This is a genomic window from Herbiconiux moechotypicola (assembly GCF_024979255.1).
GTDB lineage: Bacteria > Actinomycetota > Actinomycetes > Actinomycetales > Microbacteriaceae > Herbiconiux > Herbiconiux moechotypicola.
This window is the reverse complement of sequence record NZ_JANLCN010000003.1, coordinates 192,951-212,088: the sequence shown is the minus strand read 5'-3', so window position 1 is coordinate 212,088 and position 19,138 is coordinate 192,951. Positions and strand designations below refer to the sequence as shown.

20 protein-coding genes are annotated in these 19,138 nt (G+C 71.4%); 4 read left to right on the top strand and 16 right to left on the bottom strand.

From position 1 onward, the window contains the following. Positions 1 to 4: 4 nt before the first annotated feature. The 3 genes from N1031_RS06110 to N1031_RS06100 form a co-directional block, all read right to left on the bottom strand. Positions 5 to 1,105 (bottom strand): BMP family lipoprotein, encoded by a 1,101-nt coding sequence (locus N1031_RS06110; protein WP_259478719.1) that lies wholly within the window; start codon positions 1,103 to 1,105, stop codon positions 5 to 7. A gap of 118 nt (positions 1,106 to 1,223) precedes the next feature. Then, a complete protein-coding gene (locus N1031_RS06105) occupies positions 1,224 to 1,796 on the bottom strand; it encodes a TIGR00725 family protein (RefSeq protein WP_259478718.1) in 573 nt (190 codons plus the stop codon). Continuing rightward, on the bottom strand, positions 1,793 to 2,827 hold the full coding sequence (locus N1031_RS06100; RefSeq protein ID WP_259478717.1) for a carbohydrate kinase family protein: 1,035 nt from the start codon (positions 2,825 to 2,827) through the stop codon (positions 1,793 to 1,795). Before N1031_RS06100 ends, N1031_RS06105 begins: the two co-directional genes overlap by 4 nt. A 138-nt stretch (positions 2,828 to 2,965) precedes the next feature. Between N1031_RS06100 and N1031_RS06095 the strand changes: the two genes are divergently transcribed. Next, entirely contained in the window at positions 2,966 to 3,751 is a 786-nt protein-coding gene (locus N1031_RS06095; RefSeq protein ID WP_259478716.1) for a GntR family transcriptional regulator, read from the top strand. 17 nt (positions 3,752 to 3,768) lie between these two features. On the opposite strand, the gene N1031_RS06090 is transcribed toward N1031_RS06095, so the two are convergent. Next, entirely contained in the window at positions 3,769 to 4,782 is a 1,014-nt protein-coding gene (locus tag N1031_RS06090; protein WP_259478715.1) for an aldo/keto reductase, read from the bottom strand. A gap of 86 nt (positions 4,783 to 4,868) precedes the next feature. Here N1031_RS06090 and N1031_RS06085 point away from each other — a divergent pair, with 86 nt between their 5' ends. Both N1031_RS06085 and N1031_RS06080 read left to right on the top strand, forming a co-directional pair. Further along, a complete protein-coding gene (locus N1031_RS06085; protein WP_259478714.1) occupies positions 4,869 to 6,254 on the top strand; it encodes an NtaA/DmoA family FMN-dependent monooxygenase in 1,386 nt (461 codons plus the stop codon). Beyond that, on the top strand, positions 6,251 to 7,570 hold the full coding sequence (locus tag N1031_RS06080; RefSeq protein ID WP_259478713.1) for an amidohydrolase family protein: 1,320 nt from the start codon (positions 6,251 to 6,253) through the stop codon (positions 7,568 to 7,570). The genes N1031_RS06085 and N1031_RS06080 overlap by 4 nt, the downstream gene beginning before the upstream one ends. 67 nt (positions 7,571 to 7,637) lie before the next feature. Here N1031_RS06080 and N1031_RS06075 read toward each other — a convergent pair whose 3' ends face one another. Both N1031_RS06075 and N1031_RS06070 read right to left on the bottom strand, forming a co-directional pair. Further along, the gene (locus tag N1031_RS06075) at positions 7,638 to 8,963 is read right to left on the bottom strand and encodes a flavin monoamine oxidase family protein (protein ID WP_259478712.1); all 1,326 of its coding nucleotides are present in this window, start codon (positions 8,961 to 8,963) and stop codon (positions 7,638 to 7,640) included. 64 nt (positions 8,964 to 9,027) lie between these two features. Next, complete coding sequence (locus N1031_RS06070) at positions 9,028 to 9,969, bottom strand: quinone oxidoreductase family protein (protein ID WP_259478711.1); 942 nt, start codon at positions 9,967 to 9,969, stop codon at positions 9,028 to 9,030. A gap of 71 nt (positions 9,970 to 10,040) precedes the next feature. On the opposite strand from N1031_RS06070, the gene N1031_RS06065 reads away from it, so the two are divergent. Continuing rightward, positions 10,041 to 10,457 (top strand): MarR family winged helix-turn-helix transcriptional regulator, encoded by a 417-nt coding sequence (locus N1031_RS06065; protein WP_259478710.1) that lies wholly within the window; start codon positions 10,041 to 10,043, stop codon positions 10,455 to 10,457. Here the strand turns inward: N1031_RS06065 and N1031_RS06060 are convergent, their stop codons facing one another. The 10 genes from N1031_RS06060 to N1031_RS06015 are packed head-to-tail and all read right to left on the bottom strand — an operon-like array spanning position 10,458 to position 19,132. Then, positions 10,458 to 11,312: an MBL fold metallo-hydrolase gene (locus N1031_RS06060; protein ID WP_259478709.1), complete on the bottom strand. Its 855-nt coding sequence runs from the start codon at positions 11,310 to 11,312 to the stop codon at positions 10,458 to 10,460. Continuing rightward, positions 11,300 to 12,589 (bottom strand): ABC transporter permease family protein, encoded by a 1,290-nt coding sequence (locus N1031_RS06055; protein WP_259478708.1) that lies wholly within the window; start codon positions 12,587 to 12,589, stop codon positions 11,300 to 11,302. The genes N1031_RS06060 and N1031_RS06055 overlap by 13 nt, the downstream gene beginning before the upstream one ends. An 11-nt stretch (positions 12,590 to 12,600) precedes the next feature. Beyond that, positions 12,601 to 13,326, bottom strand: coding sequence for an ABC transporter ATP-binding protein (locus N1031_RS06050; RefSeq protein WP_259478707.1), 726 nt, complete (start codon positions 13,324 to 13,326; stop codon positions 12,601 to 12,603). Between the two features lie 3 nt (positions 13,327 to 13,329). Then, positions 13,330 to 14,397 carry an SMP-30/gluconolactonase/LRE family protein gene (locus N1031_RS06045; RefSeq protein WP_259478706.1) on the bottom strand — a complete coding sequence of 356 codons (1,068 nt, stop codon included), beginning with the start codon at positions 14,395 to 14,397 and terminating at the stop codon, positions 13,330 to 13,332. 7 nt (positions 14,398 to 14,404) lie between these two features. Next, positions 14,405 to 14,815 (bottom strand): GlcG/HbpS family heme-binding protein, encoded by a 411-nt coding sequence (locus tag N1031_RS06040; protein WP_259478705.1) that lies wholly within the window; start codon positions 14,813 to 14,815, stop codon positions 14,405 to 14,407. A 10-nt stretch (positions 14,816 to 14,825) separates the two neighbouring features. Further along, positions 14,826 to 15,380 (bottom strand): DUF302 domain-containing protein, encoded by a 555-nt coding sequence (locus tag N1031_RS06035; protein WP_259478704.1) that lies wholly within the window; start codon positions 15,378 to 15,380, stop codon positions 14,826 to 14,828. A gap of 3 nt (positions 15,381 to 15,383) precedes the next feature. After that, positions 15,384 to 16,103, bottom strand: a complete 720-nt coding sequence (locus tag N1031_RS06030; RefSeq protein WP_259478703.1) for a hypothetical protein — start codon at positions 16,101 to 16,103, stop codon at positions 15,384 to 15,386. Between the two features lie 25 nt (positions 16,104 to 16,128). Next, positions 16,129 to 17,025, bottom strand: a complete 897-nt coding sequence (locus N1031_RS06025) for an alpha/beta fold hydrolase (RefSeq protein WP_259478702.1) — start codon at positions 17,023 to 17,025, stop codon at positions 16,129 to 16,131. Continuing rightward, entirely contained in the window at positions 17,022 to 18,263 is a 1,242-nt protein-coding gene (locus tag N1031_RS06020; protein WP_259478701.1) for an MFS transporter, read from the bottom strand. The genes N1031_RS06025 and N1031_RS06020 overlap by 4 nt, the downstream gene beginning before the upstream one ends. Further along, positions 18,257 to 19,132 carry an aldo/keto reductase gene (locus N1031_RS06015; RefSeq protein ID WP_259478700.1) on the bottom strand — a complete coding sequence of 292 codons (876 nt, stop codon included), beginning with the start codon at positions 19,130 to 19,132 and terminating at the stop codon, positions 18,257 to 18,259. Before N1031_RS06015 ends, N1031_RS06020 begins: the two co-directional genes overlap by 7 nt. Positions 19,133 to 19,138 lie beyond the last annotated feature (6 nt).

Sequence of the window (19,138 nt, the reverse complement as noted above, 5' to 3'; positions counted from 1 at the left end):
GGTGCTACAGGGAGGGCGCCTCGAAGGTCTCGAGCTCCTCCGGGGTGGCCGGCGGCACGATCTCGCCCGAGGTGATGGCGGTGGTGGCTGCGTCGACCTTCTCGAGGATGTCGGCGGGGATGGTGTCGATGTTGTCCTGGCAGAGGCCGACCCCGTCGTCCGACAGGCCGAGCTCGACCGAACCGCCCTCGAAGGTGCCGTCGGCGGCGGCCGTGTTCTCACGCAGCACGCTGCCCGCCACGTCCTTCACCGCGGAGGTGAGGAAGTTGTCGGGGGCGAGGTCGACCTTGCAGGTGTCGGTGCTCACCACCCAGTGCCCGTCGCCGAGCTCCTTCGCGGCGTCGAAGATGCCCAGCCCGCCGCCGCCCGCCACGTCCATCACGATGTCGGAGCCCTGGTCGTAGAAGCCGAGGGCGAGCTCCTTGGCCTTCGCGGCGTCGGCGAAGCTGCCCACGTAGGCGGGGGTGACCGTCGCGTCGGGGTTGACCGAGGCGACACCGGCCGCGAACCCGGAGTAGAAGCGCAGCACGGCGGGGATCTCGAGGCCGCCGACGAAGCCGATGGAGTCGGTCTCGGTGGTGAGGCCCGCGACGATGCCGGTGAGGAACGAGGCCTCCTGCTCCTTGAACGTGACGCTCGCGACGTTCGGCAGCGGCTCGCCGTCCTCGTCGGTGGCGATCGCGTCGATGAGGGTGAACATCGCGTCGGGGTTGGCCTGCGCCACCTCGACCAGGGCGTCGGTGAGCAGGAAGCCGACACCGGTGGTGACGGTCGACCCGCTGGTGACCGCCTGCTGCAGGTTGGTGACGTACTGCGCCTGGTCGGTCGACTGCAGCACCTGCGCCTTGCCGCCGAGCTCCTCGACGCTCTGGTCGAGGCCGAGCTTCGCCAGGTCGTTGAAGCCCTTGTCGCCGAGGCCGGCCTGGTCGGTGACCATGGTCCAGACGTAGTCGGAGGCGCTGTCGGTGCTCGCGGCATCGGTGGAGTCGGTGCCCGACGCGCCCGAGGAGCAGGCGGCGAGGGAGAGGGCCGCGGCGGCGGCGAGGCCGAGGGCGGCGTAGCGGGAAGCGCGCCGTGCGGCGCGGCCGGTGGGGGAGGTGATCACGAGGTACTCCTGGGTGTGAGAGAGGGAATGGTGAGAGGGCCTTGCAGGGGGTGGATCTCGTGGAGCCGATGGAGCCGGTGAAGCGGATCGGTGGGGTGGGACGGATCGGATGCGCGGGTCACTGCCCCGCCCATCCGGTGAAGGCGCCGAGCCGGGAGCCGTGGCGTGGCTCGCGCGCGCGTTCGAGGGCCGCCGAGACCGCGGAGGCGGGATCGGAGACGAAGGTGAGGGGCGTGACGTGGCGGTCGTCCAGCCACTGCCCGTCCTCGATCGAGGAGCGGAGGCGGTCGGCCCAGCCGGTGGTGCCCTCGATCACGACGGTGGGCACGCCGGAGTCGTAGGCGATGGTCACCTCGTTGAGCGTGCCGACGCCGCCGCCCACCATCACGATCGCGTCGCAGCACCGGGCGGTGAGCACGTTGCGGATGGTGCCCATCCCGGTGGGGAAGGCGAGCGTGAGGTAGGGGTTCGCCTTGGCGCGGTCGGCGTAGGGGAGGAACCCGACGGTGAGTCCGCCGGCCTCGAAGGCGCCCTTGCAGGCCGCCTCCATCACCCCGCCGGTGCCCCCGGAGATGAGGGCGGCGCCGGCCTCGGCCACGCCGCGGCCCACGGCCTCGGCCGTCTCGAGGATGTGGGGCGCGAGCGACTCGCCCTCGCGCCAGCTGCGGCCGATGACTCCGATGGCGATCATGCCGCTCCCTCCTGCACCGCGGTGCCCGGGAGATCGGAGAGCTCGACCCGGTGGGCGGCGGCGAGGATCTCGCGAGCGCGCCGGCGCACCTCCTCCGGATCGACCTCCACGAGCTCGAGCGGGTCTTCCGTGGCCACGGCGAACGAGGCGGAGGCGGCGCCGAGCGCCGCGGCGGCCACCGGGTCGTTCTGCAGGGCGCGGCCCACCAGGAACCCTCCGCAGAATGCGTCGCCCGCCCCGGTCGGGTCGACGGGGGCGTCGGGATGGGCCGGCACGCGCCAGATCTCGGGCCCGTCGACGACGAAGGCGCCCTCCGGGCCCGCCTTCACCACGAGGCTCCTGGCACCCGCCTGCTGCAGCAGCCCGATCGTCGCGGGAAGTGGGCTGCCCGCCGCCACCACGTCGAAGTCGGAGGTGCTGGGCAGGAAGACGTCGATGTCGGGCAGCGTGAGGGCGAGGCGTCCGTAGGGGTCTCCGAGGAGGTCCGAGCGGGCCGGGCAGTCGGTCTGCACGGTGCCCGACGCCTCGGTGAGCCGGCCGACGAGACTGCGATGGCGTTCCAGCGGCAGCAGGGGGAGGTGCCAGTGGTCGACCTCGCCGAGCCACGCCTCCGGGATCTGGAAGCCCTGGGGCGCCCCGAGCCGGAGGGTGGCGGGGTCGATCGTGGTGTCGACGAAGTGCGCCCGCACGTTCTCGGGGAGGTGCGCGATCATCTCGGCGGGCACGGGCTGCACCCGCCCGCCGTCGGCGAGGTGGGCGAAGGTGATGCGCACCGGGTGCGGGCGGTCGATCGGGATGACCGCCGACACGTCGAGCCCGGCCCCGCTCAGGGTGCTCAGCACCCGCGACGGGTAGTCGGTGCCCACGAGGGTGAGGATGCGCGGGGAGACGCCCGCGATGTGGGCGCCGAGCGCCGACCAGAGGGCGTTCCCGCCGACCTTGCCGACGATCGGCCGGCCGTCCATCGACAGCACGCTGTCGAAGCTGAACGACCCGCAGATGGCGAGCACGGGGGAGGAGGAGTGGTGCATGTAGACGACTATTGTCCATTGTTTAGCAATGAGCCAAGCTGGGTGAGGTGTTGTTAACACAGCTGTTACGTCGGCAATGTGCGCGACACATGAGCGCCCGTCGGCTATACAGTGGTGTATTCGACGAGAGGCCAGGCATTGTCTGACGAGCAACCACTCCGCGTGCGGCCCGTGCGCGACCGGCGCCCGCTGTCGGTGCAGGTCTACGACCGCCTGGTCGAGGCGCTGCGGCTGAACGGGCAGCCGGGCGACACCATCCCGCCCGAGATCGAGCTCTCCGCCGACCTGGGCGTGAGTCGCACGGTGCTGCGCGAGGCGCTCCGGCTGCTCGAAGAAGACGGTGTGATCGAGCGCGGCGCCGACCCGCGCCGCCGCCAGCTCGCCCGCCCCTCGTCGAAACCGCCGGCGTTCAACGCCCCGCTCGAGGAGATGCTGCAGGCCTCGGGGCCGCTCACCGTCGACGTCGTGCGCACCGAGCGGCTCTCGGTCACGAACTGGAGCCGGGTGCTGCTCGACCTGCCGGAGGGCGACGGCGAGCTGCTGTGCCGCGAGAGCCTGTTCCTGCTCGACAGCGAGCCCGTCGCGTCGGCGATCGAGTTCGTGCCCACCGGTGATCCCGGCATCCCGGTGCACCTCGTCGGCCGGGAGAGCGATCGGCAGCAGACCATGCTCGCCGCCTTCGGCGCCCAGTTCCGTTCGAAGTGCGCGCCCTCTCTCTGGCGCTTCGGCGCCGGCGGCTCGTCGCGGTCGCGCACCGGGTTCAACCTCGTGCCCCGCGGGCATCTCACGAGCCTCACCTCGGTGCTGAGCAAGGGCGGCAAGCCGGTCTTCCTGGCCAAGTACCTCATCCGGCTCGACGCCGTGGTGCTCGCCGTGGGCGACGACCCCGAAGGGGCGGATGCGCTGACCCTCGACTCGCTCTGAGCCCACCGCCTGCGGGTTCAGGCGCGTTCGCGCCGCCGTTCACCGGGTGACAGAGCGGGGGAGGTCCATCCCGCGTTCCTCGGGTCGACGTTCGTTCCCGGGGCCACGATCGCGTCGATCGCGTCGAGCGCTGCGGTGCTCAGCACGGTCTCCGAGGCCTGCAGCAGCTCGTGCAGCTGGCCGCTCGTGCGCGGGCCGACGAGGATCGAGGTGATGGCTGGATGCTCCTGCGCCCAGCCGAGCGACAGCGAGGTGAGGTCGACTCCTTCGTCGTGAGCCACGGTCGAGAGGCGCTCGACGAGGGTGAGCTTGGTCTCGTCGTCGGCGCGCACGAACGGGTTGCCGCTCGCCGCACGGCTGCCCTCGGGCGCCGCCGCACCCCGCCGGTACTTGCCGGTGAGCCATCCGCCGTTGAGTGGCCCCCACGCGATCACGCCCATCCCGAGCCGCCGCGCCGTGGGCAGCACGGAGGCCTCGATCCCGCGCACGAACACGGAGTAGGGCGCCTGCTCGCTCACGAGCGGCGCGCTCCCGGCGTCGGAGGCGGCCCAGGCGCTCTGCACGAGCAGTTCGGCGGGGAACACCGACGAGCCGGCGAAGCGCACCTTGCCCGCCCGGATGAGGTCGTCGAAGGCCGCCATCGTCTCCTCGATCGGCGTGGCCGGGTCGGGGCGGTGCAGCTGGAACAGGTCGAGGCGGTCGGTGCCGAGCCGGCGGAGGCTGTCGTCGGCCGCCTGGGTGATCCACCGGGCCGACCCTCCGGAGCGGAGCGGGTCGCCGTCCATCGGGAGGCCGGCCTTGGTGGCGAGCACGACCTCGTCGCGGCGGCCGCGGAGCGCTGGGGCGAGTGCGCGTTCCACCGCGCCGTCGCAGTAGACGTCGGCGGTGTCGACCAGGGTGATGCCCGCATCCAGGGCCTCGTGCACCAGCCGGGTGACCGCATCCTGGTCGTTCGAGGTGAGGAGCGACATGGTGCCGAGCCCCACGGTGCTCACCAGTGGTCCGCGCTCTCCGAGCCGGGCGGTTCTCATGCGTTCTCCTCGCGTCGTGTAACGGCTGTGTTAAAGGGCGCCGCCGGGTTTGGCGGCATTGCCCAACAATGGACAATACTGGATGCGTGAACAGGATCTATGTCGGGGCCTTCCAGATGTTCGGCTCGCCCAGCGCGCGCGGGGTGAGCGCCTGGACCCATCCGCGGAGCGACCTCACCGCGTTCCACGACCTCGAGCACTGGGTGCGCCTGGCGCGGCTGCTCGACGAGGAGGGGTTCGACTTCCTCTTCTTCGCCGACTCCTTCGGCTACCCGACGCTCCGCGGCGAGATGATCGACGCGGCGGCGGAGTACGGCATCAACTTCCCCCTGCTCGACCCCCAGGTGCTGCTGCCCGTGCTCGCGCACGCCACGACCCGGCTCGGGCTCGTGGTCACCGAGACCACCGGCCTGCACCATCCCTTCGAGACCGCTCGACGCTTCGCCACCCTCGACCATCTCGCCGGCGGGCGGCTCGGGATGAACGTGGTGACCGGGTCGATCCAGAACGTCGTCGCCGAGCTGTTCGGGCACGAACGCATGCGGCGCCACGACGACCGTTACGAGATGGCGCAGGAGGCGCTCGACCTGGCCCGCCGGTACTGGGAGGAGTCGTGGGACGACGGTGCTCTCGTCGCCGACCCGGCGCGACCGCTCTACGCCGACCCCGCGGGGCTGCACCGCATCGAGCACGACGGAACCTACTACCGGTCGTCGGGCTACCTCACCGTCGATCCGTCGCCCCAGCGCACTCCGGTGATCTTCCAGGCCGGGACCTCCGAACGGGGCAGGGAGTTCGCGGCGCGCAACGCCGACTGCGTGCTCATCCAGGGCTCGACCGTGGAGCAGACCGCCGCGACGATCGCCGACCTGCGTGCCCGGGCGGTGGCCGTCGGGCGCGACCCCGGCTCGTTGCGTGTGGTGGTGACGCTGTCGGCGCTGATCGCGGCGCGCGCATCCGACGCCCACCGTCTCAGGGCGGAGTTCGAGGCGCTGCAGACCGAGGAGGTCGCGGCGGCCATGTTCGCTTCCAACACCGGCATCGACCTGCTCTCCCTCGATCGGTCGCTGCCGCTGTCGCAGCAGTCGCTCGACGAGGTCGTCGGGCAGATGGGCCAGAGCAACATCGACCGGTTCGTGGGGCCGGACGGCTCGGGGCCGTCGGTGGGGGAGATCCTCGCGCAGCTCACGGGGAAGGGCATCCGGGGGTTCCAGTTCACGGGCGACGCCGTGGGCGTGGCCGACGGCATCGAGGAGCTGGTCGACGCCACGGGACTCGACGGCTTCATGCTCGACCCGCTGTTCGGCAGCGCCGATGTGGAGGACTTCTGCGCGCTCGTCATGCCGGAGCTGCGGCGGCGAGGGCGGGTGCCTGAGGTGCGCGAGTCGCCCGAGGCGTCGACGCTGCGGGAGCGGTTGTTCGGGGAGGCGCGCTCGGGCGAGGAGCGCCGGCTCGAGGTGCGCGCGGGATGACCGCTTCCGTCACCGTCGTGCGGGGCGGCACCGTCATCACCGCGACCGGCGAGCGCGTCGCCGATGTGGTGATCGAGGGCGACACCGTCGTGCAGGCCGAGGGGCGCTGGCGGGGTGCCGCCGATCGCGAGATCGACGCCGGTGGGTGCATCGTGAGCCCGGGGTTCGTGCAGACCCACGTGCACCTGTGCCAGACCGCGTTCAGCGGGCTCGCCGAGGACCTCGACGTGATGACCTGGCTCGACCGCTGGATCTGGCCGCTCGAGCAGCGGCTGGACGCCGCCTCCCTCGGGGTGTCGGCGCGGCTCGGCGTGGCCGAGATGCTGCTCACCGGCACCACCTCGTTCCTCAGCATGGAGACCGCGCGGCACACCGACAGCGCCTTCGAGGCCGCGGTCGAGCTCGGTGCCCGGGCCACGATCGGCAAGGCCATCATGGACCGGCAGGAGCCGGGCACGGTGCTGGTGGCGGAGAGCACCGAGGAGGCCTGGGCCGATCTGCTGCGGCTCGTGCGCACCTGGCACGGCGTGGAGGACGGGCGCATCCGCGCCGCCGTGTCGCCCCGATCGCCGAGTGCCGCCACGCCTCGCATGTGGGCCGACGCGCTCGAGCTCGCCACGCGAACCGACCTCGTGGTGCACACCCACGTGAACGAGAACCGGGGCCAGTCCGAGGCCGTCGCGGGGGCCAACGGCGGCCGCGACATCCGCTATCTCGACCGGGTGGGGGCACTCACGCGGCGTGCGGTCGTGGCCCATGCCGTGTGGCTCGACGACGACGAGGTGCGGCTGCTGGCCGACACCGCCACGACCGTCGCCCACTGCCCGAGCGCGAACCTCAAGCTCGGGTCGGGCATCGCCGACATTCCGAGGCTGCTGGCGAACGGCGTCAACGTGGGGCTCGGAATCGACGGGGCGGCGTGCAACAACACGCTCGACGCGCGACGCGAGATGGGGCTCGCGGCGATGCTGCACCGCCATCGGCGTGACCCGGCGGCCGTCACGAGCGCCGAGGCGTTCGCGATGGCCACGCGCAACGGGGCCCGGGCGCTCGGCTACGGCGGATTGATCGGGTCGATCCAGCCCGGCATGAAGGCCGACCTCGCGGTGTTCGACGCACCGCAGTTCTTCGAGGGCACGGGGGAGAGCGCGGTCGACCATCTCGTGTTCTCGGGGTCGGCGCTGCGGGCTCGCACCGTGCTCGTGGGCGGGCGGGTCGTGGTGGAGGGGTTCGAGCTCGTGCACGGCGACATCCGGGTCATCCGGAGGGAGGGCGCCGAGCTGCGCGAACGGCTACGGCGCAAGGTGGTCGCGTAACTTCTGCATAAGAAACCGGGGTGGCAGGCTCTGTGAGGGCTTGGCCCCCCGGTTTCTTATGCAGAAGTTACGGCGCCCACGCCTCGGCGATCGGCACCTCGCGCCCGAGCACGCGGCAGGCCGCCCGGTGCCCCGAGCAGAGCGCCGCGGTCACCGTGGCCGGGTCGTCGGTCCACGTGGCCTCGCCCGCGAGGTGCAGCACGCCACCGATCGGTGTGGCGAGCTCGTCGTGGTCGGAGGTGCGCGAGCCCGGCGTCATGTAGGCATAGGAGCCGAGTGCGAACGGGTCAGCCTGCCAGTCGGTGATGTCGACCCGGGTGGGCTGCTCGACGCGGTCGCCGTAGAGCCGCCGCAGCTGCGTGAGCACGGACTCCACCACGGCATCGGCGTCGAGCGAACGGATGGCGACGCCCGCAGGTCCCGCGGCGAAGGTGAGCAGCGTCGGCTCGCCGTGGAGCGCGGTGAGGTCGTACCAGGAGTGCCACCACGCCCCCTCCGGGCCCTGCTGCCGCACGGCGTAGACGCCGTCGTCCCAGAACCTCGACGGGAACCGCAGGAACACCTTCTCGAACGCGTTCATCTCGAGCCGGCCGAGCGGTTCGGCGACGGCATCGGGCAGCGGCGGATCGATCACGAAACCCGAGGACTTCAGCACCCCCACGGGCACCGTCACGATCACGGCGGCCCCGGAGAACTCGCCGCGATCGGTGTCGACGGTCACCCCGCCCGCACCCCACGACACCCGGGACACCACGTGCCCGAGCCTCACGTGGAGACCCTCCGCGAGGTGCTCGGGCAGGCAGGCGTAGCCGTCGGGGAACACCACCTCGTCGCCGTCGATCGAGTCGTCGTCGAGGCCGTGCGCGGCGAGGTCGTCGATCCAGGCGCCGTACTGCTCCTCGGAGCGGTGCTCGAAGTACTCGCGCACCCGCTGGGCCCGTTCGGGGTCCCACCCCTGCGCGGCGATCGCCGCCTCGGTGACGGTGCGGTACGACGCCTCCGGGTCGGAATCCGCGATCACCCGGGACAGTTCGGCGTCGGCGGCGTGCACGTCTGCGGCGAACCGCCGCGCCGCGTCGTCGTCGAGTCGCCGCGCATCCGGGCCGTAGTAGGCGATGGGCCGGCTGTCGACCTGGTAACCGCCCACGGTGAACTCGACCGTGCGCATCCCGAAGGCCTCGGCCGCCTCGGCGACCGGGCTGTCCACGATGCCGTGGATCCAGGATGCGCCGAGATCGGTCACGAAGCCGTCGCTGCGGTCGGTCCACACTCGGCCGCCCACCCGGTCGCGCGCCTCGAGCACGACGACGCTCCGACCGGCCCTCGCCAGCAGCCGCGCCGCCGTGAGCCCGGCGACGCCGGCGCCGATCACGATCGTGTCGAAGTCGTGCATCCGTCGCCCCCAGCCTGCCGGGCATCCGTCGTCCGGTCGCTCCGAGGTTACCGCGTGGTGCCGTTCACGTCGTGAGCACAAGGCGGGCGCCCCCGCCGACGGGCTGCGACCACGCCGACTCCACCTCGCTCATCGGCCGTGTCGCGGTGTCGGTGACGACCGCGCCGCTCGTGATCGCCTCGACGATGCCCGGCAGTTCGGCCACGAAGGCCGCTCGGCCCACCGATCCCTGCCCGCTGCCGACGATCGTGAGTCCGGATGCGCGGAGCGCCGCCGAGGGGATCGGGGCGTCCTGACCAGCGGTCGATCCGATCGCGACCCAGTCGAGGCGTGCGCCCCGCTCGTGGCGCGCGGTGACGAGGGCGCGCATCGCGTCGGCCGTGGGTGCGCCCCACACGTAGTCGAGCACGACGTCGACGTCGGAGGCGGCCGCCGCGAGCGCGGCGGTATCGCCCAGGGGCGCCACGGCGTCGGCACCCAGGTCGAGCAGTGCGCCGAGCCGCGTGGCGTCGCGGCCGCTCGCCACGACCGACGCGGCACCGAGAAGCTTGGCGACCTGCACGGCCGCCCGGCCCGAGGCGCCGGTCGCGCCCAGCACGAGCACCTTGCCGCCGGGCCGGAAGTCGATGCGCCGACGCAGGGCGACCCACGACGACATGACCGGGTTGACGGCGGCGGCGACGGCCACGGGGTCGGCGCCTTCGCGGAGCGGCACGCTCGCGCGCGGGTCGACCGCGGTGCGCTCGGCCATTGTGCCCCTGGTGTCGCTCGCCGTGGCGAAATAGCGCAGCGAGCCGTCGGCGAAGCGGCCCACGCCGTCGACCCCCGGCACGAGGGGGAGCACGCCCGCGCTCGTGTAGTGCGAGCCGTCGGCCTGCGAGCGCACCCGCGGGTGGAGCGCCGCCGCGACGACGTCGACGACCTCCTCACTGGGCCCTGGCTCGGGTTCCGGGAACTCCTGCCAGCGAGGGGCACGGTCGAAATCGGAGATGACTGCTGCCTTCATGACACTGCCTTTCATTCGTAATACGAACTAAAGTAGTTCGTGACACGAAGGAAATCAACTAGACTCCCGACATGGATCCGAACTCCGCCGACGACCGGCTGGTCGACGCACTCGGGCGCATCGCCTTTCTCACGATGGGTGCGCTCAGCGACCTCGCCGGCGACGCCGGCCTCTCGCTCACCCAGCTGCGCGTGCTCGCCATCCTGCGCGACCGGCGGCTCAGGATGAGCGACCTCGCCGCCTATCTCGGGCTCGAGCGTTCGACGATGAGCGGCCTGGTGGCCCGCGCCGAGAAGCAGGGGCTGATGGAGCGCGTGCCGAACGAGGGCGACGCCCGCGCGGTCGACGTGGTGCTCACCCCGCTCGGGCACGAGGTCGCCGCGCGCATCGAGGTGGCGCTGCGGCAGGCCCTCGCGCCCTACACCGGGCGGCTGGATGCGGGGGAGAAGCGCACGCTCAGTGAGTCGATTGAGAACCTGGTGCGGTGATCATCTCCCGACCGCGGCGGCGTCGACCCAGTCGCCGTCGGCGCCGATGAGCCGGAAGGTCGGCGCCATCAGGTGCGACGCCACGATGACCACCCCTCCTTCGCGGGCCTCGCGCAACAGTCTCGTGCGTGCTTCGCCGGCCGCCCCTCGATCCGCATCGGTGGCGAAGTGAATGCGGTCGTGCTGGAGCTGCGCCGGAAGCTCGATCAGATCACCGGTGAACCAGAGCTTCTGACCCTCGGATGCGAGCTCCACCACCACACTGCCCGGCGTGTGGCCGGGCACCGTGACTGCGCGGATGCCCGGCAGGATCTCGGCGTCGGCGCTCGGATAGGGGCGGAGGATCCCCGCCTCGGCCGCGTGTTCGAGAACGATCCGGCCCGGATCAGCCGGGTCGGCCGCATCGACCAGCGTGGGCCAGTCGAGCTCCGGGTAGTAGACGATCGCGGAACCGAAGGTCGGTCGATGCCCCGTCATGATCCAGCCGACGTGGTCCGAGTGCAGGTGGGTGATCAGCACCGCGTCGATCGCGGTCGGCTCCACCCCTGCGTCTCGCAGGGATTCGGGCAGCCTGCCGCTCTTCATGAGGTGGTCGGGCGGCGACTCGAGCTCGTCGGCCTGCGTCATGGCATCGGGAAAGGGCAGCGCCATCACGCCTGCGCCGGCATCCACGAGCACGGTCCCGTGCGGCCCCTCGACGAGGAAGGCGCCTGCGCGGATCGTCACGGTACCGTGCTGGTCGGTGACGCCGTCGAAGTCGGCGGGCACCGACCCCGGATACATCGACGGGGGCAGGTGCCCGATCCCGTCGTCGATCACGGTGATCGTGAACTGTCCGATCTTCAGTGTCTCCATGGTGATGTCCTTTCGTGGGGAGAAGCGAGAAGTGCCACGGCGCAGGCGATGCCGGTGAGCACGAGCCACGGCGTGGCGTCGAGAGTGGTCGGCGGATGCGCGACGGCGCCGAGCGAGATGAGGGCGGCGGCATGTGCCGTGAGCGTCGCCAGGGCGGCGATGACGGCGGCGGCGAGCACGATCGTCATCGACTCCGCGACGACGACGGCGAGTCTCATGCGCGGCGACGCGCCGAGCGCGGTGAGTACCACCAGATCGGCCTCACGGGAGGGGCGCCTGGCATGCACTGCGGCGAACCCCGCCGCCATCGCCAGCGCCACGGGGCCCGCGAGGATCAAGGTCGCCGACGGCCACCCGGCAGACGGCCCGACTCCGTCGCCCGCCAGCGACGCCGAGAGGGCGACACCGTCGAGGAACGCCACGGGCAGGCCGATCGCGACGACGAACGGGCTCGCCGCCCCGAGACGCTCGGAGGCTCGCATCAGCGCGTCGCGGGAGAGCTCGAACGTGGTCACCGACCATCGGGGCAGGATCGCAGCGGTGACGCTCACGACCGCTCGGAGAATCGGGATGCCGCCCAAGGCCACGCAGACGACGGTGAGAGGTCCGATGAGCAGGAGCTGCTGTGCCCCGGCATCCACCGCTGAGGGCAGGGTGATCACCATCTGCGCGACGACGGCGAGGATCACGAGCACGCCGACGACCCTCGGCCACCGACGTCGCGCGCGGCTCGGAGTCGTCTCCGACAGCAGCTGCAGGGGAGGGCTGGATGCCACCGCGCGCGCCGCGCGCAGTCCCGCGCCGGTGGCGATCACCACGGTCAGTGCCGCCGCCGCTCCGATCGCCCAGGGGCCGATGGTCGGTCGCACGCCCGAAAGACCCGACGCCGTAGCGAGCGCCCAGGCGATCAGGGGAGGTGCCACCACGGCGCCGAGCGCGGCACCCACGATGCTCGCGCCGGTCGACACGAGGGCGAGCTGTGCTCCGACGATTCGCGGTATCGCAGCGGGGAGCACTCCGACCACCAGCCAGCGTCCCACCTCGGCACGTCGTACGCGCACGAGGTCGGACGCGGCCCTCGAGACGACCAAAGAAGCTGCGGCCACCGTGAACGCCGTGGTGGTTCCGGCGAGGGAGAACACGGCGAGTGCTCGCACACCCTGGAGACGGGCCCCCGTCTCCACGAGCGAGGCCGGCACCACGAAGGCCGCGGCGGCCACCATCACGACGACCGCGGTCGCGACCCAGAGCCCCAGTGCCGAGCGCAGGTCGGTCAATACCAGTCTGATCACGTCGTGGCCGCCACGGCGTCGAAGACCTGCCGGGAGGTGGGGCTGACGAGCTCGTTCACCAGCCGGCCGTCACGGAGCACGAGCACCCGATCGCACCGTGCGGCGGCGTCGAGGTCGTGGGTCACCAGCAGCACCGCGCGCCGGGCGCCGGCCGTGGCCGCGAGCCGTTCGAGCACGACTCTCCCGTTGGCCTGGTCGAGAGCGCCGGTGGGTTCGTCGGCCAGCAGCACCGGAGTCGCCGCCACGATGGCACGCGCGATCGCGGTGCGCTGCTGCTGTCCACCCGAGAGCTCGGAGGGCAGCCGGTCCGCACAGGCGAGCAGTCCCAGTTCATCGAGGGCCGACATCACGTCCCGCTCGTCGGGGCGTCGGTGAGCCAGTCTCGCCGGCAGTTCCACGTTCTCCCGCACGGTCAGGGTGGGCAGCAGGTTGTAGGCCTGGAAGATCACGCTCACCGTACGGCGGCGGTGTCGGGCGAGTCCACTGAGACCGAGCGTGGAGAGGTCGATCCCCGCCAGTTCGACCCTCCCCGACGTCGCCGGCTCCAGCCCTGCCAGGCACGCCAGCAGCGTCGACTTGCCCGAGCCGCTTGGACCGACCACCGCCACGAACTCTCCCTCGGCCACGGAGAGCGTCACGTCGCGGAGCACCCTGGTGGGCGCTCCGCGACGTGGGCCGCGGAACTCCTTGCCGAGGCCGGTGGCCGAGAGGAGCACCGACACCGCTCAGCCCAGGCGCACGGGAGTCGAATCGACCTCGACCCGCACGATGAGGTACGGCGGCAGCCTGTCGTCGGCGCCGTTGAACAGCGGCGAGCGCGGCAGTTGGTTGGCGCTGAGATAGAGGTACCCGTCGGCACCCAACGCCAGCGTGTCCGGCCAGAGCAGGTCCGCTCCGTGGAAGACGGTTGTCCACTCCCCGGTGGCCGAGCGCTTCACGACCGCCGAGTGCTCGTACGCCGTGGCGTAGACCGCACCCGACGAGTCCGATTCCAGGCCGTCGGATGCGCCCTTGTCACCGTGGTCGAGCACGGTGGCCGCCACCTCCAGGTCGCCGACCGCACGGTCGGCGAGCGCCGCGGTCGACACGGAGTAGAGCCGGCGGCTCGACAGGGGGCAGTAGAAGAGGCGGCTTCCGTCAGCGCTCAGGGCGATTCCGTCGGCACCCACGCGGTAGTTCTCCCGCACCACTCCCTGCACGATCGCCCGGAACCCGTCGACGGCTTTGGTGCTGTCGTGGCCGCGCAGCCGGCTCCACCAGGCGCCCGAGTCGAGATCGACCACCAGCAGCGAGCCCACAGCATCCGAGTCGGTGAGGTAGGCGGTTCCCGCCCGGCCGCGGCTGAAGTCGAACCGCACGTCGTTGAGGTAGCTGGTGGGGGTGAGCACTCCCGGTGTGGGTCGGAGCACCCGCACCACGGCGGCGGTGGCGAGGTCGATCTGCACCAGTTTCGGGCCCTGATCGACCCAGGGCTCGAACGAAGGGGCGCCGGTGTCGAGCAGCCAGAGCGACCCGCGGCCGTCGGCGACCACGCTCTGCACCGACACAAGCCGGTCGGGGTCGCCGCCCGGCTCCCACTCGTTGAGACCCGCATCCGGGTAGGGAACCGGGTCTCCGTCGACGATCTCCGCCACCGTGAACGGCACGTCGTCGCCCCAGCGGGGGAACGAGACGAACACCCGGGCGTCGTCGGTCACCGTGAGCCCGGTCGGCATGTTGTCGCGGAGTTCGGCGACGATCTCGTAATCGTCGGCCACCCACGAGCCGAGCGGTCTGCTGCTGCGCTGGTTCATCGCCGGGTCACTCGGCGAGCGCGGCGATGGCGTGGCCGGCCACCTCGTGGTCCTGGTCGGGGGTGCCGCCGCCCGAACCAATCGCGCCGACTACCTCGCCGGCGATCACGATCGGGAGCCCGCCGGCGAGGAAGGCCAACGGCTCCGGGGTGGAAGCCCCGATCGTGTAGAGGGGCGCTCCGGGCTGCACGGCTCCGGCGAGGTCGCCGGTTGCGGCGCCGCCGAAGAACACCGAGGTGCGTGCCTTGGCGGCACTGGAGTCGATCGAGACGAGGGGCGCGCCGTCCATGCGGGCGGTGGCGACCACCCGGGCCCCGGTGTCCATGACCGTGACCGTGGAGGGTACGCCGATCTGGGCGGCGTGCTCCAGGGCCGCGGCGATGAGCAGCTGAGCGGTGTCGAGAGTGAGTGTGGACATGGTGTTCTCCTTAGTGTGTTGCGATGGTGCCCGTGGACACGGGCGGGTCGGGAAGGGTCAAGACGTCGAGATCGGCGGGCGAGGCGCCGAGCAGTGCGAGCAGCTCGGCCAGCTCGTGATCGAGCTGCCGACCGACCTCGAGGATGCGCGGATCGCCGAAGGCGCCGAAGTGGTCGCTGGGGCGGTCGACGGTGAACACGACCGGCTCGTCGGAGGCCTGCGAGAGTTCCACCCGCAGCGGGGCGTAGTTCATCACGCGCGGGTCGTGGCGGAACATCGACTCGGCCGTCACATGGTTGCCCATGAGGTAGGCGACCGCGGGGTCGTGGTCTCCCGCGACCCGCATGAGCGGTCTCACGTCGTTGCGCCAGAAGAGGAGGAAGCCGTGCGGCGCCTGGCCGCGCGTCCACGTCTCGATGGCCGGCCACTCACCGGCACGGATGAGCGCGCCGAGCTCGGGCACGTCGAGAGCGGGCACCGCCTCTTCGAAGGCTTCGACGACCGAGTCGAACGAGCCGGGCAGCTCGATGCGCAGCCGGGCGACGGTGTGCTGGGCGATGTGCACCGTTCAGCCCAGCACGATGTCGTCGATGTCGATGGAGACGATCAGCGGCTCGGGCACCGCCCGGCCGGCGTCGTCGCGCACGTAGATCTCGCGGTGGCGGGGAACCACGATGCCGTCGACCGTCACCTGCTCGGTCATGTACTCCACGCTGGGCGATCCGCCCGCGATGTCGACCTCGTAATCGCGCCGGCGCAGAATGCCGTCAGAATCTGCGTAGAGGGTCTGGGTGGTGGAGTGCGTGGCGAGCGTCGAGGGATAGGTGACCCGCAGTCGCTCCCACACCTGCCCGTCGGGCTCGGTCCAGGCCCCGACCTCGTCGGTGACCACGCCGGGAAGCAGGAACGATCGCGGCTCGGTGTTGTAGGTCCACATCGCGTAGCCCGTGAAGTAGGCGAGCTGGAGTCGGTTCCAGGGGGTGGTGAGCACGTGGCCGGCGAAGCTCGATCGCGGGTCGTCGAGCGACTCGACGACCTCGCCGTCGGAGCGCACGATCTCCACCCGGCCCGGCGTGAAGTCGCTGTGCAGCTCGGCGTCGCCGAACGAGAACAGCTGCGTGTGCTCGCGGCCGATGTCGACCGTGAAGCGCCCCTCCTCGGCGATTCCGGGGACCCCCTTGAGGGCCCAGAACGCGCCGCCGAAGTGACGGGTGGCGCTGAGGGTGGCGATCTCGTTCCAGCGGCTGCCGCCGTGGGCGTCCACGATCCGGTCCAGCAGTGATGACATGGTGTTCTCCTTGGTTGTGGTGTGGTCAGCGGCCGGCCGACGGGGTGCCGGCGGTCTCGACCTCGGCGAGGAAGCCCCTGACGATCCCGGCCGCCTCCTCGGGGTACTGGAAGATCGATGCGTGGGCCGCATCGGGGAAGATGTGCAGGCGCGAGTCGGGGATGAGTCCGGCCATCAGGTGGCTGCCGGGCGTCGGGATCATCAGATCGTCGTCGCCCTGCAGGATGAGTGTGGGCTGCACGATCCCGCGCAGACGCTCGAGCTTGGACAGGTCGGGGATGCCCCAGTCGAGCACCGCGTCGTACTGGGCGTCGCGCACCGCGGTGGTCGTGGGCTCGTCCCGATCCACCTGGCGTGCGAAGATGCGGCCGAGGAAGGCTTTTCCGAGCTCGCGGCTGGTGTCGGTGTGCGCGAAGAAGATGTACAGCAGACTCTCGGCCGTGCTCTGGTCGTGGTGCGACTCGCGACGGATGTCCTCACGCCAGCCGTGCATCCGTGGGGCCCCGGCGGGGCCGGTGCCCGCGAGTACCAGGGCGCGCACGGCTGTCGGGCGCAGCAGCGCGATCTCCTGAGCGACGAACCCTCCGAGCGAGAACCCGAACAGGTCGTACCGGCGCACGCCGAGTGCGTCGAGGAACTCCAGAGCATCCCGCGCCATCTGGCCCACCGAGGTGGGCACGCGGCCCGACGAACCCGCGACCCCCGTGTTGTCGAGGAGGATCACCTCGTGCTGCGCCGCGATGGCGTCGATCAGTGCGGGGTCCCAGTTGTCGAGGTTGCCCCGGAAGTGCTGAAGGAAGACCATCGGGGGACGATCGGCGGTCACGGTTCCGAATCGGCGGTAGCGATAGCGGACGCCGTTCGCGGCCTGAATCTCCAGGTTCGGCGCGGTGGCGGCGGTGACGGTGACGGAATCGGTCATGAGTGTCCTCCTCGGACGGTGGTGGATGCGGTGCTCCGACGAATGTCGGACCCGAGAGTTCTGAGAATCGCGACCAGGGCCCAGGCCGCCAGTGCTGCGACCACGGCCCCGTAGACGGTCACCACGGGAGCGAGGCCCAGTGCGCCGGACAGTCCTCCGGCGATCAGCACGGGCACCCCGTACCCCGCGTAGGCCACGAGATAGACGGCGGAGAACAGCCCTCCGCGATCGGCGTTGTCGGCGCGCTCGCCGAGGATGCGGAGGGATGAGCCGAAACCGGCTCCCTGTCCCGCGCCGCCGACCACGGCACCTGCAGCGACCAAGGGAAGCTGCACGCTGAGCAGGCCCGCGACCGCGAGCGAGGCGCCGGCCAGCATGAGCACCGCGCCGACAGCTGCGGCACGCGGGGCTGCGACCCGGGCGAAGACGAGTCCGATCAGGGCCGCCGCGGCCGGTTGGAGGGCGACCATCACACCGTTGAGAGCACCGCCCGAGAGTTCGAACACCGTCCGGTCGAAGGTGGGTGCCAGCCCCAGGAACAGGCCTGAGAACATCCAGCCCGCCGCCACCAGAGGGGCCACCGCGACGAACGTCTTCGTGAGCGCCGGCGGCACCACCAGGCGTGGCCGCAATGATCGTGCGGCGCCTGGAGTACGCGCCGAGGTCTCCTCGGCGGCGAACACGGCGATCATGCCCACCACGAAGCTCACGATCAGCACGCCGAACACGAGTCGCGTCGGGTCGTGCACCGCGTCGGACACCACGCCGGTGAGGAGGGCGCCGAGCGCCAGCCCGCCGACGGGCGCTGCACTCGTGACGACGGTCATCACCCCGCGGTGCCGTTCGCTGCTGAGCTCGATGATCGTGGCAGTGAAGGTGCTCGTCGCCGCACCGGTCGCCACACCTTGGATCGCCCGGGCGAGCACCACCCAGCCCACGCTGTCGTCGATCAAGAACAGGGTTCCCGACACGATCATCAGCGCCAGGGCACCGATGAGCACCGGGCGCCTGCCCACGTGGTCGGACAGCGAACCCGCGACGAGGAGCGTCAGCAGCAGGGAGCCCGCGTACACGGAGAAGGCCAGGGTGAGTTCCCACAGCGGGAAGCCCCAGTCGCGCTGGTAGAGGGCGAGCAGGGGGGTGCCCGCACCCGCGGCCGAGGCCACCACCACCGAGGCGAAGACGATTCCGGCGATCACCCACCGGGAGCCCTGCGAACGAGCCTGCGCGCTCACCATCCCGCCGCCTCCGTGAAAGCCGCGAACCGGGGGTCGTCGAGGTCGATGGCCGCCGCGCGGACGTTGTCGTCGAGGTGCGTGAGATCGCGCGTGCCGGGGATCGGCAGCATCGTCGACGAGCGTCGCAGCAGCCACGCCAGAGCGAGCTGCGACGGGCTGACACCCGCCGCGGCGGCGAGTTCGCCGAGCGGCCCGCCCGCTCGCGACAGCCCACCGGTGGCGAGGGGGAACCACGGGATGAACCCGATGCCCAACCGGGCCGACTCGTCGACCAGGCCGGCCGCGCGTTGGTCGGCTAGGTTGAACTGATTCTGCACGGTGGCGATCGGCGTGATCTCGAGCGCGCGATGCAACTGCGTGGTCGTGATCTCGCTCAGGCCGATGAGGCGGATCTTGCCTTCGTCCCGCAGCTCGACCAGCGCTCCGATCTGGTCCTCGAGGGGCACGCGGTGGTCGATGCGGTGGAGCTGGTAGAGATCGATGCGCTCCAGGCGGAGCCGCGACAGGCTGCCTTCGAGCGCGGCCCTGAGGTGGGCCGGGTGGCCATCGGTTCGCCATTCGGCCCGCGGGCCGCGCACGAAACCGCCCTTCGTCGCGATGACGAGATCGGAGGGGTACGGATGGAGCGCCTCGGCGATGAGCGTCTCCGCCACGCCGGGGCCGTAGGCGTCGGCGGTGTCGATGAGCGTCACACCGAGTTCGAGGGCGCGACGCAGCACGGCCCGAGCACCCTCGGCATCCCGCGATGGCCCGAAGGCGTTGGGGCCCGTGAGCTGCATCGAGCCGAAGCCGAGTCGCGCAACTGGCAGCATTCCACCGAGCGCGAAGGTGCCGCCGGCCGAAGCAGAGGGGAGGGGGGAGAGGCTCACGATCGA